At 71.1% G+C, this 13,616-nt stretch carries 12 protein-coding genes; 8 read left to right on the forward strand and 4 right to left on the reverse strand.

Going from position 1 to position 13,616, the window contains the following annotated elements; all coding sequences use genetic code 11:
* Positions 1-112: 112 nt before the first annotated feature.
* Both nagA and K8640_RS33245 read right to left on the reverse strand, forming a co-directional pair.
* Positions 113-1,279 carry an N-acetylglucosamine-6-phosphate deacetylase gene (nagA, locus tag K8640_RS33240; RefSeq protein ID WP_223750741.1) on the reverse strand — a complete coding sequence of 389 codons (1,167 nt, stop codon included), beginning with the start codon at positions 1,277-1,279 and terminating at the stop codon, positions 113-115.
* The gene (locus K8640_RS33245; protein WP_223750742.1) at positions 1,276-2,286 is read right to left on the reverse strand and encodes an SIS domain-containing protein; all 1,011 of its coding nucleotides are present in this window, start codon (positions 2,284-2,286) and stop codon (positions 1,276-1,278) included. Before K8640_RS33245 ends, nagA begins: the two co-directional genes overlap by 4 nt.
* 304 nt (positions 2,287-2,590) lie before the next feature.
* Here K8640_RS33245 and glgC point away from each other — a divergent pair, with 304 nt between their 5' ends.
* The 3 genes from glgC (at position 2,591) to K8640_RS33260 (ending at position 6,464) form a co-directional block, all read left to right on the forward strand.
* The gene (gene glgC, locus K8640_RS33250; RefSeq protein WP_223750743.1) at positions 2,591-3,838 is read left to right on the forward strand and encodes a glucose-1-phosphate adenylyltransferase; all 1,248 of its coding nucleotides are present in this window, start codon (positions 2,591-2,593) and stop codon (positions 3,836-3,838) included.
* A 266-nt stretch (positions 3,839-4,104) separates the two neighbouring features.
* Positions 4,105-4,986 (forward strand): HmuY family protein, encoded by an 882-nt coding sequence (locus K8640_RS33255; protein ID WP_223750744.1) that lies wholly within the window; start codon positions 4,105-4,107, stop codon positions 4,984-4,986.
* Between the two features lie 44 nt (positions 4,987-5,030).
* Positions 5,031-6,464: an MXAN_6640 family putative metalloprotease gene (locus K8640_RS33260; protein WP_223750745.1), complete on the forward strand. Its 1,434-nt coding sequence runs from the start codon at positions 5,031-5,033 to the stop codon at positions 6,462-6,464.
* Positions 6,465-6,518: 54 nt separating this feature from the next.
* Here the strand turns inward: K8640_RS33260 and K8640_RS33265 are convergent, their stop codons facing one another.
* Positions 6,519-7,604 (reverse strand): energy transducer TonB, encoded by a 1,086-nt coding sequence (locus tag K8640_RS33265; protein ID WP_223750746.1) that lies wholly within the window; start codon positions 7,602-7,604, stop codon positions 6,519-6,521.
* A 263-nt stretch (positions 7,605-7,867) separates the two neighbouring features.
* Between K8640_RS33265 and K8640_RS33270 the strand changes: the two genes are divergently transcribed.
* The 5 genes from K8640_RS33270 to K8640_RS33290 all read left to right on the forward strand — a co-directional run bounded on the left by K8640_RS33270 (position 7,868) and on the right by K8640_RS33290 (position 12,959).
* Complete coding sequence (locus K8640_RS33270) at positions 7,868-8,953, forward strand: type III polyketide synthase (RefSeq protein ID WP_223750747.1); 1,086 nt, start codon at positions 7,868-7,870, stop codon at positions 8,951-8,953.
* Entirely contained in the window at positions 8,947-9,522 is a 576-nt protein-coding gene (locus K8640_RS33275) for an isoprenylcysteine carboxyl methyltransferase family protein (RefSeq protein ID WP_223750748.1), read from the forward strand. The genes K8640_RS33270 and K8640_RS33275 overlap by 7 nt, the downstream gene beginning before the upstream one ends.
* On the forward strand, positions 9,515-9,793 hold the full coding sequence (locus K8640_RS33280) for a phosphopantetheine-binding protein (protein ID WP_141332129.1): 279 nt from the start codon (positions 9,515-9,517) through the stop codon (positions 9,791-9,793). The genes K8640_RS33275 and K8640_RS33280 overlap by 8 nt, the downstream gene beginning before the upstream one ends.
* Before the next feature lie 44 nt (positions 9,794-9,837).
* The gene (locus K8640_RS33285; RefSeq protein WP_255653681.1) at positions 9,838-11,544 is read left to right on the forward strand and encodes a fatty acyl-AMP ligase; all 1,707 of its coding nucleotides are present in this window, start codon (positions 9,838-9,840) and stop codon (positions 11,542-11,544) included.
* Positions 11,545-11,861: 317 nt separating this feature from the next.
* Positions 11,862-12,959, forward strand: a complete 1,098-nt coding sequence (locus K8640_RS33290) for an NAD(P)/FAD-dependent oxidoreductase (RefSeq protein ID WP_223750750.1) — start codon at positions 11,862-11,864, stop codon at positions 12,957-12,959.
* Positions 12,960-12,967: 8 nt separating this feature from the next.
* Here K8640_RS33290 and K8640_RS33295 read toward each other — a convergent pair whose 3' ends face one another.
* The gene (locus K8640_RS33295) at positions 12,968-13,612 is read right to left on the reverse strand and encodes a TetR/AcrR family transcriptional regulator (RefSeq protein WP_223750751.1); all 645 of its coding nucleotides are present in this window, start codon (positions 13,610-13,612) and stop codon (positions 12,968-12,970) included.
* Positions 13,613-13,616 lie beyond the last annotated feature (4 nt).

Here is a 13,616-nt window from a genome sequence, read left to right on the forward strand (position 1 = left end):
CTCGTTTCCAGGAAGGAGGCGTGGACCGGATTTTCCGGGTCAAAGCCTCACGCAATGAATGGTGTGAGTGGAAGAACACGCAGCCACCGGAAGTGACGCGAGCGTCACCTGCTCAGTGCCACTGTTCGTTTCCATCCACCCAGGTGGCGAGCACGCTGACGTCGTCACGCAGCAGCGCGAGGTTCGCGCGTTGGCCAGGCGCGAGCCCGCCCAGCTGCGACTCCAGACCGAGCAACCGGGCGGGGTAGAGCGAGGCCATGCGCAGCGCCTCCTCGAGAGGCACGCCCAGGAGTCGAACGGTGTTGCGCACCGCCGACGCCAGGTCGATGTCCGCGCCGGCCAGCGTGCCGTCCTCGGTCACCAGTCGTCCATCGCGCCGCAGGATGGTGTGTCCATACAGCGTGAAGGTCGTCTCCTGCGTGCCCACGGGAGGCATCGCGTCCGTGACGAGGAAGACCTTGCCGCGAGGCTTGGCCTTCAGTAGCTGGCGCAGGTTCGCCGGGTGCACGTGGACGCCGTCCACGATGACGCCGCACCACGCGTCATCGGACTCGAAGCCCGCGACCACGGGGCCGGGCTGTCGCCCCTGCACCGGAGGCATCGCGTTGAACAGGTGCGTGAAGCCGCGCACACCCGACGCAAGTGATTGCACGGTCCGCTCGTAGCTCGCCGCCGTGTGGCCCGCGAACAACACCGCGCCCGAGGCGCTGAGCTTCTGGAGGAACAGGTCCTCCACGCGCTCCGGCGCGAGCGTCATCAACAACCTGCCCCCAGCCCGAACCAGTCGCTCGCTGAGCGCGACGAGGGACACGAGGTCCTCGGCTCCGGGCTGACGGATGTGCTGCGGCGCATGGACGCCCGGGCGCTCGGGGCTGATGAACGGGCCTTCCAGGTGGACGCCGAGCACGCCGCTCCCGGGCTGCTCCAGCGCGCGCGCCGCGGCGTCACAGGCGAGCCGCGTGCGCTCGGGTGCATCGGTGATGAACGTGGGCAGCAGGCTCGTGGTGCCCGAGCGGCGCAGCGTGGACGCGATGGTGAGCGCCGCGTCGACCGTGGGCGAGTCGTTGAACAGCACCCCGCCCGCGCCGTTCACCTGGAGGTCGATGAAGCCGGGGGCGAGCAGGGTGTCTGCGGGCAGCTCGCGGGTGGAGAGCCCCACGGGCGCCTCGTGGCGCGGCACCACGGCGGCGACGCGTCCGGCGTCGAGCACCACCGAGTGGCTCTCGAGGATGCGCTCGCCGGTGAACACGCGCGAGCCCGTGAGGATGTGTCTGGTCACACCGTCTCCGTCACCTTGCGAAGGTTCGCGGGGGCATCCGGGTCCATTCCACGCGCCGTGGCGAGCCGGTGGACCGCCAGGTAGAAGCTCTGCACCTGGCACAGTGGCGCAATCGCCAGGGGAACACCAGGAACGGTGGGCAGCGTCGCGGCGCCGGGGACGGGGAGCACCGTGCGCACCTCCGCGCCCAGCTCCATCATCCGGCGCACCACCGCGCGCGTGCCCTCGGCGGAGCCGTCCTCCTGTCCCAGCGCGATGACGGGGAAGCCCGGCTGCACCAGGCCGAGCGGGCCGTGGGCCACCTCGGCCGCGCTGAAGGCCTCGGCGTGCAGGCGGCAGGTCTCCTTGAGCTTCAGCGCCAACTCGAGCGCCGCGCCCAGGCCGCTGCCCCGGCCGACGACATACAGGCTCTGCGCGTCGACGAGCGTCTGCAGCGCGGGCCACCAGTCGAGCGCGCACGCCGAGGCGAGGGCCTCCGGGAGCGCGGCGACGGCCTCGTGCAGCGCGGGGCTTGCGGACCAGTGCGCCGCCAGCCGCAGGAACGCGAGGCCGGAGAGCAGGTACGACTTGGTCGCGGCGACGGCGCGCTCGGGGCCCGCGTCCAGGGGGATGCTCACGTCACACAAGGCGCCGAGCGGCGCGGAGGCGTCATTGACGAACCCCACGACGAGCGCGCCCGAGGCCTTCGCCGCCTCCGTCAGCCGCAGCAGGTCGGGGCTCTGCCCGGACTGCGAGACGGCGATGAAGAGCGAGTCGCGCAGGTCCAGCGCGTGCGCGCCGTAGATGGACGCCACGCTGGGGCCCACCGAGGCCACCGCGCGGCCGAGCGTCGTCTCGATGAGGTACTTCCCGTAGACCGCCGCGTGGTCCGAGCTGCCCCGCGCGCAGGTGACGACGAAGCGAGGTGGCTGGCGCCGCAGCCGCTCCCCCAGCGCCACGAACATGTCCTCGCTCCGTGCCAGCTGGAGCCGGGCGACCCCGGGAGCCTCCGCTGCCTCGCGCGCCATGATGGGCAATCGACTCGACTCCTGACTCCATGTCCCGCTCACGCTCGACTCCACGAAGACACCTGGGCCTCGCTCAAGAGATAGGGCGCGACGCGGACTTGCTCCACTTCCTCGTGGCCGGCTGCTCGACAGTGAGCCATCCGCCTTGGACCGAGTGTCCGTCGATGGACGGCCCTCCAGGCGTCGCTCCAGGCGGGAGTCCGGCCCCGTTGACGCACGCGGACATCCCGAGCCCGCGCGCCGCGAAAACGGACAACCTCCCTGGGCCCCCTATACTGCGGCGCCAGGGAGGCAACACCTCGACATGGGCACGCGAATCCTGGGCATGGTGCTGGCCGGAGGCCAGGGAACCCGGCTGGCGCCGCTGACGCTGCGACGCTCGAAGCCGGCGGTGCCCTTCGGCTCGAAGTTCCGCATCATCGACTTCGCGCTCAACAACTTCATCAACTCCGGCATCTACTCCATCTACGTCCTGACGCAGTTCAAGGCGCAGTCGTTGACGGAGCACATCCAGCGCGGCTGGCGCTTCGGCTCGGTGTTGTTGTCGGACTACTTCATCACGCTCGTCCCCGCGCAGATGTACCTGTACGAGGAGCTGGGGCCCGTCTGGTACCGGGGCACCGCGGACGCCATCTACCAGAACATGCACCTGGTGGAGAACCACCGCCCCGAGCACCTGGCCATCTTCTCCGGCGACCACATCTACAAGATGAACGTGGCGCACATGCTGGAGCAGCACGAGGCCCAGCGCGCCGACATCACCATCGCCGCGTACCCCACGCCGCTCGCCGACGCGCACCGCTTCGGCGTCATGCAGGTGGACGAGCGCGGCCGCGTGACGGAGTTCCAGGAGAAGCCCAAGAACCCCAAGCCCATCCCCGGCCGGCCCGACACCGCGCTCGCCAGCATGGGCAACTACATCTTCCGCAGCAAGGTGCTCGCGGAGCTGCTGGAGATCGACGCGAAGTCGGAGGGCTCGCAGCACGACTTCGGCAAGGACGTGCTGCCGCGCGCGCTCAAGGACGGCTATCACATCCACGCGTACGACTTCGCCAGGAACCCCATCCCCGGCCAGACGGGGCCCAACACCTACTGGCGCGACGTGGGCACGCTGGACGCGTACCACGAGGCGTCCATGGACCTGGTGTCGGTGAACCCGGAGTTTGACATCTTCAACGCCGAGTGGCCGCTGCGCACCGCCAGCGAGTACAGCCCGCCCGCCAAGTTCGTCCACGAGTCCGGTGACCGCGTGGGCCGCGCGCTCAACTCCATGGTGGCCGGCGGCTGCATCATCTCCGGCGGCGTGGTGCGCGAGAGCATCCTCTTCCGCCGCGCGCGCGTGAACAGCTACGCCAGCGTGCAGCGCTCCGTCATCTTCGACGAGGTCGACATCGGCCGGCATGCCCAGGTGAAGAACGCCATCATCGACAAGGGCGTGCGCGTGCCGCCCAACGCGAAGGTGGGCTACGACCTGGACGCCGACCGCGCCCGGGGCTTCACCGTCACCGAGAGCGGCATCGTCGTGGTGCCCAAGGGCTACCGCTTCGAGTAGCCCCCGCCGCCTCCGCTCCCCGTCCTCCCAGGAGGCCTCCCGAGGCCTTCGCGGGGCTTGTCCTGTCTTCATCCGGGTTTCTGGGTTCAAAATCCAATATTGAATATGAGAATCGTTATCAAGTAGGGTGCCGCCCTGTCGAGTGAGGTGGAGCCCTCGGGGCGTGCGGTGTGCGCGCGCGTGAAGGGGGCCCTCGACGAGGAAGGCCGGGGCCCCCGCTCCGGTGGGCACGTCACGCAGTCCGTTCAGGGAAGAGGGATACGAAGATGAGTCATACCGAGCAGGCGTTGCCGAGGCGCGCCGGACAGCAGGGCCTGTGGGTCCTGGTCGCCGTGGTCATGTCGTTGGCGTTGCTGGCGAGCTGCGGAGATGACGACAAGGACCCCACGCCCAACCCCACGCCGGACGCGGGCCAGCAGGACGACGCGGGCACGCCGGACTCGGGCACGCCGGATTCAGGGACGCCGGACGCGGGGCCGCAGGTGTGTGGCCCGACGACGGTGAACTGCGCCGAGCAGACCATCGACACGCTGTCGCTGCGCACGGTGGTGAACACGGGCGTGGTGCGTGAGGAGGGGACGACGTCGGGCGAGTTCCTGACGTTCGTGGACTCCACCGCGGGCGGTCTCAACCCGACGATGTCCTATACGTACCTGCGGTTCACGGCGACGGGCGCCGAGCAGGTCCAGATTCACGACCACCAGGCGCTGGTGTCGCAGGACTGGGACATCGCGGTGCGTCGCTACACGATGCGCGTCAACAGCGGCACGTCGGGTCCGTCGTGCGTGTCGGTGGCGAAGGTCGCCGAGGGCACCACGTTCGCGCAGGTGGCGGCGGTGGATTCCTCCTGGACGTTCGAGACGGAGAAGTGGTGGGACGACTCCTCGGGCACCTGCACGCTCATCCCGGATGACTCGGGCCTGAACGGTCCGAAGACGGCGCTGGGCGCGTTCTGGGAGTACCCGGTGCGCTGCGTGCAGATGACGGGGCAGGTGTTCGCGGTGCGCCTGGCGGATGGTCGTCACGTGAAGCTGGAGGTGATGGGCTACTACGAGCCCGCCGCGCAGCAGACGTGCAACGAGACGGGCGCGGCGCCGACGCCGAGCGGCTCGGGTTCCATCCGCATCAAGTGGGCGTTCCTGCCGTGAGGCTCGGGGCGTGGCTTCTGCTGCTTGCCCTGGGATGTGGCCCCGTGGAGTCGACGCGGGCGCCGCACGAGCGTCCGGAGACGTTGACCGAGGGGCGACAGGGGCAGCAGACAGGAGCGCGCCCCACCTCGCCCCTGGCGGTGCCGCCGAGCTTCGGCGCGGGTGAGCAGGTGGAGTCGGTGGTGTCCCCGAAGGGGCGCTTCCGCATCCACTTCTCCCGCGTCGGGCTCAACGCGGTGCCGGCGGGGGACGCCGATGGCAGTGGCGTGCCCGACGCCGTCGAGGTCGTCGGGCGCGCGTATGAGCGCGTCGCGGACTTCTACGTGAGCCTGGGCTTCGTGTTGCCGGGCAGCGACGCGGCGGTGGCGGACAACGGCGGGGACGGCCTGTTCGACGTGTACCTGGTGGACTTCGCCGGCGTCGCGGACGGGGCGTTCCGGCTGGGCGACTGCGAGACGGAGTCGGGCCTGCGGTGCGTGGGGCACATGCTCCAGGAGAACGACTTCGCGGGGTACGACTACCCCTCGTACGAGACGGCGGTGGACATCCTCGCCAGCCACGAGTTCTTCCATGCGGTGCAGTCCGCGTACCGGACGGGCATGGGCGGCGTGGTGACGGAGGGCACGGCGGTGTGGGCGAGCGAGCGGTTCGACGCGTCGCTGGAGGACCTGGAGCACTTCTCCGCGTCGTACCTGTCGCGCACGGACTCCAGCCTGGTGCAGGACCCCACGGGGCCGGCGGCGTCGTTCAGCTATGGCGCGAGCCTGTTCTTCCAGTACCTGGGCGAGCGCGTGGGTGACGCGGCCATCCTGCGCTTGTGGGAGGAGAGCGTCACGTCGCCGGAGGCGCGCTGGCCGGTGGTGGTGGACCGCCTCCTGGGGCGCGACTGGAGCTTGAGCTTCGACGCCGCGTTCACGGAGTTCTCGACGTGGAACCTGTCCACGGGCGCGCGGGCGAATGCGTCACAGGGCTACGCGCGGGGTGGCGGTTACGAGGGGCTCAAGCCGGCCGTGAAGACGCTGCCCTATCAGGAGGAGGGCGTCCGGTTGACGACGGCGTCGGCGCGCTACTTCGAGGTGCCGGGTGGCTCGGAGCGGGTGTGGGCTCGGTATGTGCCTCGGGACGTCGCGAACTCGTCGCAGCAGCACCTGCTGGTGGCGGCGGTGACGGACACCGCGGTGCTGCGGGTGACGCGCGTGGATGGGCCGGGGACGCTGACCGCGAACGTGACGGCGTTGGATGCGAGCCGGGTCATCATCGCGGTGGTGGATGGCCGCCACGAGGGCACGGGCCGCTACGGCACGCTGTGCCTCACGGGTGAGACGTCCGGCGCGCCGTGTGTCGAGGTGACACCGGAGCCCGAGACCGAGGTGCCCCAGACTCCCGACGATGACGACAGTGGCTGCGCGGCCGCGCCCGGTGCGCTGGGGTGGGCGGCGCTGGTGTTCGTGGGGTTGGGACGGCGACGGCGGTCGTAGCGGCGGTGAGGCGCCTCCTCGTGGGGCGCCTCTCGAATGCGATGGGCGGCCGCGTCAGTGGCTCGCGGGCGTGGGTGCGGTCTCGCACTGGCGCTGGTAGTCGGTGAGCACGCGCTGGAAGCGCTCCTGCTCCTCGCGAGGCCACTTGGCGGGCAGCTTCGCGACGGCCTGCTGCTGCTCCTGGACGGCCTGCTGGCAGCGGCCCTGGTGGAAGGCGACGAGGGCGCTCGTCTCCAGCGCGTAGGGATTGTGGGACGACATCTTCCGACCCACGCGCGCCAGCGGCGCGGCCTCGTCGTAACGGCCCGCGCGCGCATGCAACCACGCGAGCTCCGTCGCGGCCCACCAGTAATTGGGGGCCAGGACGGTGAGCTTCCTCAAGGCGCGCTCGTATTGCGGGTCCTCGGGCAGGTCGCGTGCGTAGGCGCGCGCCACATGTGCCCAGGCCGCCGGGCTGGTCGGGAAGTGCGCCGCCCGCGTGCGCCCCCATTCCAGCTCCTCCTGGGGCGTGAGCTTCGCCCCGGGGAACCGCGTGTTCATCTGGAGTTGATACGGAATCTCGATGGGATGCCCCGCCAGCATCGCGGGCTGGAACCGCATCCCCTTCACCGACGTCAGCATCGCCTCGGTGAGCCCATACGGCGCCGACTCCAGCACCTGCACATGGCGGGGGAGGCCGTCCACGCCCAGCTGGAAGGTGACAATGACCACCGCCATGGCCCGCTCCCGCATCGCCTCCTCGGGGAACCCTGGCGGCTCACCCGCGATTCGCCTGGGCGGCTGGAAGTTCGTGCGCAGGTAGTCACACGCTTGTGTCAGCGCCGCGTCGCACGCAGCGGACAGGTCCGCGGAGGCCTGCCGCACCTGCTCCTCCGTGGGCTTGCCCGAAAGCACCTGCACGGCCTCGGCGAAGATGGCCGGTGCCTCGGCGGGCTCCACCACGACGCTCGTCTCGACGCTGTGCGAGGGAACCCCCAGCGCGGCCTGGACCTCCAGGCCTTCCGTCTTCGGATCCAGGTGCTGGGCCATGGTCCGGGACAGATGGCCGTGGCTCGCGGGCAGAGTGGGACCCAGCCGGGAGTGACTGCACGCGCAGAGCCCCGACAGCACGGCGCCCAGGACGAAGTTTGCGAATCTCATCGCGCCGCACGCTAGCGCGGGCCGCCCTCGCGCATAAAGGTGTGCCCAAGGCGTGTCGAAGGTCGTCCCGGCGCACGCGGTCCGCTGTCCTCCGCGCGACACGGGGAGCCCGGTGCCTTCACGCGCGCGAGCCCGCCGTCTACCGTGTGACACTGAAAGGCGCCGCGGCGTCGGGACTCGTTCAGTCGGGGGGACAGGTGTCGCGTCCTCCACGCGTTTCCGACTAAGCGTACCCCTGAGCGCCGCACGGACCCGAGACCTTCATGCACAGCGCAACCGGCCAGGACAGCAGCTCGCCCTTCATCCGCTCCGTGGGAAGAGCCCTCCCGCCTCACTACGCCTCGCAGGAACAGCTCATCGCCGCCTTCCGCGAGCTGTGGGCCACGCGCCACTTCAACCTGGAGCGCCTGGAGGACCTGCACCGCGCCGTCCAGGTCGGAGGCCGCTACCTGGCGCTCCCCATCGACGCGTACCGCGAGCTCGTCACCTTCCAGCAACGCAACGACGCCTGGATTCGCGAGGCCACCGCCCTCAGCGAGTCGGTGGTGCGCAAGACACTCGAGCAGGCGGAGTTGACGCCCACGGACGTGGACCACGTCTTCTTCGTCACCGTGACGGGCATCTCCACCCCCAGCGTCGAGGCGCGGCTCGCCAACCGGCTGCGCTTCCGCGAGGACTTCAAGCGCACGCCCATCTTCGGGCTCGGGTGTGTCGCGGGCGCGGCCGGCATGGCACGCGCCGCCGACTACCTGCGCGCCTTCCCCACGCACACCGCCCTGTTGGTGTCCGCGGAGCTGTGCTCGCTGACGCTGCAGCGCGAGGACCTGTCCATCCCCAACATCATCGCCTCCGGCCTCTTCGGCGACGGCGCCGCGTGCGCGGTGCTCCGGGGCGCCCAGGCCCCCGGCGCCCGAGGTCCCCGCGTGGTGGCCTCCCGCTCCGTCTTCTACCCGGACACCGAGCGCACCATGGGCTGGGACGTGGTGGACTCGGGCTTCAAGGTCGTGCTGTCCGCGAAGGTGCCCCACCTGGTCAAGGACCACATCCGCGGCAACGTGGACGCCTTCCTCGCGAGCCACGGCTTGAAGCGCGATGACATCCGCCACTGGGTGGCGCATACCGGCGGGCCCAAGGTGCTCGAGTCCTTCGAGCAGGCCCTGGAGCTGCCGCAGGAGGCGCTCACGCGCTCGTGGGCGTCGCTGCGCGAGGTGGGCAACCTGTCCTCCTCGTCGGTGCTCTTCGTGCTGGGTGAGACGCTGGAGAAGGCGGACGCGAAGCCGGGGGACTGGGGCCTGATGATGGCGATGGGGCCGGGCTTCTGCGCGGAGATGGTGCTCTTGCGATGGTGACGCTCACGCAAGGGGTGTTCTTGGGGTACATGGGCGCGCTCGTGCTGGAGCGGCTCGTGGAGCTGGTGCTCTCCAAGCGCAACGCGGCGTGGGCCTTCGCGCGGGGTGGGGTGGAGACGGGGCAGCGTCACTACCGCTTCATGGTGGTGTTCCACACGCTGTTCCTCGTCGCGTGCGTGGCGGAGGTGTTCCTCCTGCACCGGTCCTTCCCGGGCGTGCTGGGCTGGGCGGCGCTCGGCGGCGCGCTCGTGGCGCAGGGGCTTCGCTACTGGGCCATCTCCACGCTGGGCTCGCGGTGGAACTCGCGCATCATCGTCGTGCCGGGCCTGCCCCCCGTGGAGGGGGGGCCGTACCGCTTCCTGCGCCACCCCAACTACGTCGCGGTGGTGCTGGAGCTGGCGTGTGTGCCGCTCATCCATGGCGCGTGGTGGACGGCCGTGTGCTTCTCGGTGGGGAACCTGGGGTTGCTCTTCGTGCGCATCCGCGCGGAGGAGGCGGCCCTGGGGGACGTGTACGCGAAGGCGTTCTCCCATCGTCCCCGTTTCCTTCCGGAGGTGCCCCGTGGCTGAGCTCGAACTGGAGGTCCTGGCGGAGATTCGTCGCATCGCCGCCGAGGAGCTGGAGTGGAAGGGCGAGGTGGAGCCCGGGCTCGACCTCCTCAAGGACCTGCAACTCGACAGCCTGGGGCTGACGGTGCTGGCGGTGGGGCTGGAGAACCGCTTCCGCATCCGCTTGTCGGAGGAGGACGCGCAGGGGGTACGCACGGTGGGAGATTTGACGAAGCTGGTGGAGCGGCGCGTGCTGTCCACCGCGCGCGTGGCGACGGAGGTCCGTTCGTGAGGGGACCCACGCTGCCCGCGGTGCGGTTCCCCACGGTGAACGCGATGCTCGCGTCGACGGCCGAAACGGACTTCCGGCTGACGTTCGTGGACGCGGCCGAGAAGGAGACCTCGCTGTCCTGGGCGGAGGTGTACCGACGCGCGCGGCGCACGGCGGCGGGGCTGTCGCGCCTGGGCGTGCGCGAGGGCGAGCGGGTGGCGCTGCTCTTGCCCACCTCGCCGGCCTTCATGGATGCCTACTTCGGCGCGTTGCTCGCGGGCGCGGTGCCGGTGCCCCTGTATCCGCCGGTGCGGCTGGGGCGACTGGACGAGTACCACCGGACGACGGCGCGGATGCTCCAGGTGACGGAGGCGTGCCTGGTGCTGACGGACTCGCGGGTGCGGCTGCTGTTGGGCCCGAGCGTGGAGAAGTCCCGTCCCCGCCTGGGCTGCCACACGGTGGAGGACGTCTCGCGCGACGACGAGGGGCGCGAGGTGGAGGTGGGCGCCAACGCGCTGGGCCTCGTCCAGTTCTCCTCCGGCTCCACGGTGGACCCCAAGCCGGTGGCGCTGACGCACGGGGCGCTGCTGGCGCAGCTGAGGGCGCTGGAGGTGGCGATGCCGGTGCCGCCCGACAGTCCCCGGGTGGGCGTGAGCTGGCTGCCGCTGTACCACGACATGGGGCTCATCGGCTGTCTGCTCTCGGCGCTGCACTATCCGGGGAACCTGGTGCTGATTCCGCCCGAGGCCTTCCTGGCGCGCCCCGCGCTGTGGCTTCGCGCGGTGTCCAGGCACCGGGGCTTCATCTCGCCGGCGCCGAACTTCGCGTATGGCCTGTGTTTGAAGCGGGTGAAGGACGCGGAGCTGGAGGGCGTGGACCTGTCGTCGTGGAAGCACGCGCTCAACGGCGCGGAGCCGGTGTCCGCGGAGACGCTGCAGCGCTTCGTGGAGCGCTTCGAGCGGTGGGGCTTCTCCGCGCGCGCGCTGCGCCCGGTGTACGGACTGTCCGAGGCGTCGCTGGCAGTGACGTTCCCTCCGGAGGGCCGGGGTCCCCGCTCGCTGGGCGTGGACCCGGGGCTGCTCGCGAGCGAGGGCCGGGTGGAGGAGGGGGCGCGGAGGCTGGTGAGCGTGGGCTCGCCGGTGGCGGGCTTCGAGGTGGAGGTTCGCGACGAGCAGGGCGGGGTGTTGCCGGACAAGCGCGTGGGGAAGGTCTTCACGCGTGGGCCGTCGCTGATGAGCAGCTACTTCGGGGATGCGCTGTCCACGCGGCGCGCGCTGACGCTGGACGGGTGGCTGGACACGGGAGACCTGGGCTTCATCGCGGAGGGGGAGCTGTACCTGACGGGGCGCGCGAAGGACGTGGTCATCATCCGCGGGGCGAACCACGCGCCGCAGTCCTTCGAGGAGCCGCTCCAGTCGGTGGAGGGCGTGCGCACGGGGTGCGCGGTGGCGCTCGGCTTCACGCCCGAGGGTGGACAGGACGAGGCGCTGCTCATCCTCGCGGAGCGGGGTGGGACGGACGCCGACGAGGTGGTGGAGGAGCGCATCCGCGCGGCGGTGGTGGAGGCCACGGGCGTGCGTCCGCACACGGTGAAGCTGCTGGAGCCGGGGACGCTGCCGCGCACGTCGAGCGGGAAGCTGCGTCGGATGGAGGCGCTGCGGCGGCACCTCTCCGGAGAGCTGTCGCCGCCGAAGAAGGTGGGCATGGTGGGCATGGCGGTGGAGATGGCGCGCAGCGCGCTCGCCATGGCGCGGGCGGAGCACGACACGTGAGCCGTCGACTCTCCGGAGCGCCGTCGCCGCCGAGGCAGGCGGGAATTGCGGCGGAGATGGCGCACGGCGTGCTCGCCATGGCGCGGGTGGAGCACGACACGTGAGCCGTCGACTCTCGGAGAGGATGGGCAAGAGGCTTTGTTCGTGAGACGCCGCGCCGCCTTTGCCCTGGCGGGAGACGCCCGCCCGAGCGTCCCCTGCGCGACAGGTGGCGAGAGGCCGAGCATCACGCGGGGCCCTGGCCGGGCACGAGCACCGCGCGGCTCCCGGATGTGGCGCCATTGCGCGGAGGCGAGGTCTCTGGCGGAGTCCGCGCCATGAGTCGGTATGACGTCGCGGTGGTGGGAGGAGGCCCGGCCGGGCTCGCCGTGGCCATCCACGCCGCGACGCGGGGGCTGAACACCGTGGTGCTGGAGCGCGCCTCCTTCCCGGCCGACAAGGCCTGCGGCGAGGGGCTCATGCCCGCGGGGCTCGCGGCCCTGGAGCGGCTGGGCGCGCTCACGCACCTGGACCGCTCGCAGAGCGCGCCGTTCGTGGGCATCCGCTACGTGCAGGAGGATGGCAGCACGGCGGAGGGGCTCCTCCCCGCGCCAGGAGGGCTCGGCGTGCGTCGGGTGGCGCTCGCCGAGGCGCTCGTCACCCGCGCGCGCGAAGCGGGCGCCGAGCTCCGCGAGCGCACCCACGTGGTGTCGCATCGCCGCGTCGGCGACGGCGTGACGCTGGAGCTGGTCGACGGAGAGGTCCAGGCGCGGATGCTGGTGGCCGCGGACGGGCTCGCCTCACCCCTGCGGCGCGCGGAGGGACTCGAGCTGGACGCGGAGGGGCCTCGGCGCTTCGGCCTGCGCCGCCACTTCCAGCTCGAACCCTGGACTCCCTACGTCGAGGTGCACTTCGCGAACGGCGTGGAGGCCTACGTCACGCCCGCGGGCGCCCGGCGCGTGGGGCTCGCCTTCCTCTGGGAGGACGGAGGCGTGGAGGGGCGCGTGGGCTTCGAGACGCTGCTGTCGCGCTTCCCGAAGCTCGAGGCGAGACTGTCCACCGCGACACCGGACTCGCAGGTGCGAGGCGCGGGTCCGCTGGCGCGCGTGGCCCGCGTGCGCGTGGCGGACCGCTTCGCCCTGGTGGGCGACGCCGCGGGCTACGTGGACGCGCTCACCGGAGAAGGACTCTCCCTCGCCTTCTCCTGCGCGGAGTCACTGGGCGAGCTCCTGCCGGACGCGCTCGCGAGGGGAGCGACGCGCGACGTGCTCCAGCCCTACGAGGCGCGCTTCCAGCAGGTGTTCCGCAAGTACGCCTGGGCCACGCGCTCACTCCTGATGCTGGCGCGCCGTCCCTGGCTGCGACGCCCCATCGTCCGGATGCTCGGCCACAGCCCGTGGCTCTTCGAGCGCATCCTCCACTCCGTCGTCGGGTGAGCCGAGCCTCACGGCCCCTTGCCCACCACCCATCCGACGAACATCTCCGACGAGCGCTCCAGCAGCGGCTCGATGGAGTCACTCTGGCTCTTCTTGCGCAGCGGCCCCTCGTTCCACAGCGACGCGAGCCCGTGCACCCAGGACCAGATGGTGAAGGCCAGGATGTCCATCTCCACCTTGCCCCCCGAGGCCACGCGGACCTCCTGCGCCAGCTCCTGCAGCCGCGCGTAGGCGCGCATGCCTTCGGTGTGGATGCCCGCGTACTTCTCCACGTCGCTCCACTCCTGCCGGAACATCACCCGGTAGTGCGCCGGGTGCTCCACCGCGAAGCGCACGTAGCACCGCGCGAGCGCCTTGAGCTGGCCGTCGATGCGCGGCGCCCGGGCCTTCGTCATCGCCTCGTCCATCCGCGCGTTGAGCGCCCGATACCCCTCCTCCGCCACCGCCGCCAGCAGCGCGTCCTTGTCCCGGAAGTGGTGATACGGCGCCGCCGCCGTGACGCCCGCGCGCCGCGCCACCTCCCGCAGCGACACCGCGCCCACGTCCTCCGTCGCGATGAGCTTCAACGTCGCGTCCACCAGCGCCTGCCGCAAATCCCCGTGGTGGTACGTGCGCCGCTTGGGCGCCGCCGCCTTCTTCGTCCGGGTCGTCATTGCC

Source organism: Myxococcus sp. XM-1-1-1, from assembly GCF_020037095.1.
Classification (GTDB): Bacteria; Myxococcota; Myxococcia; order Myxococcales; family Myxococcaceae; genus Myxococcus; species Myxococcus fulvus.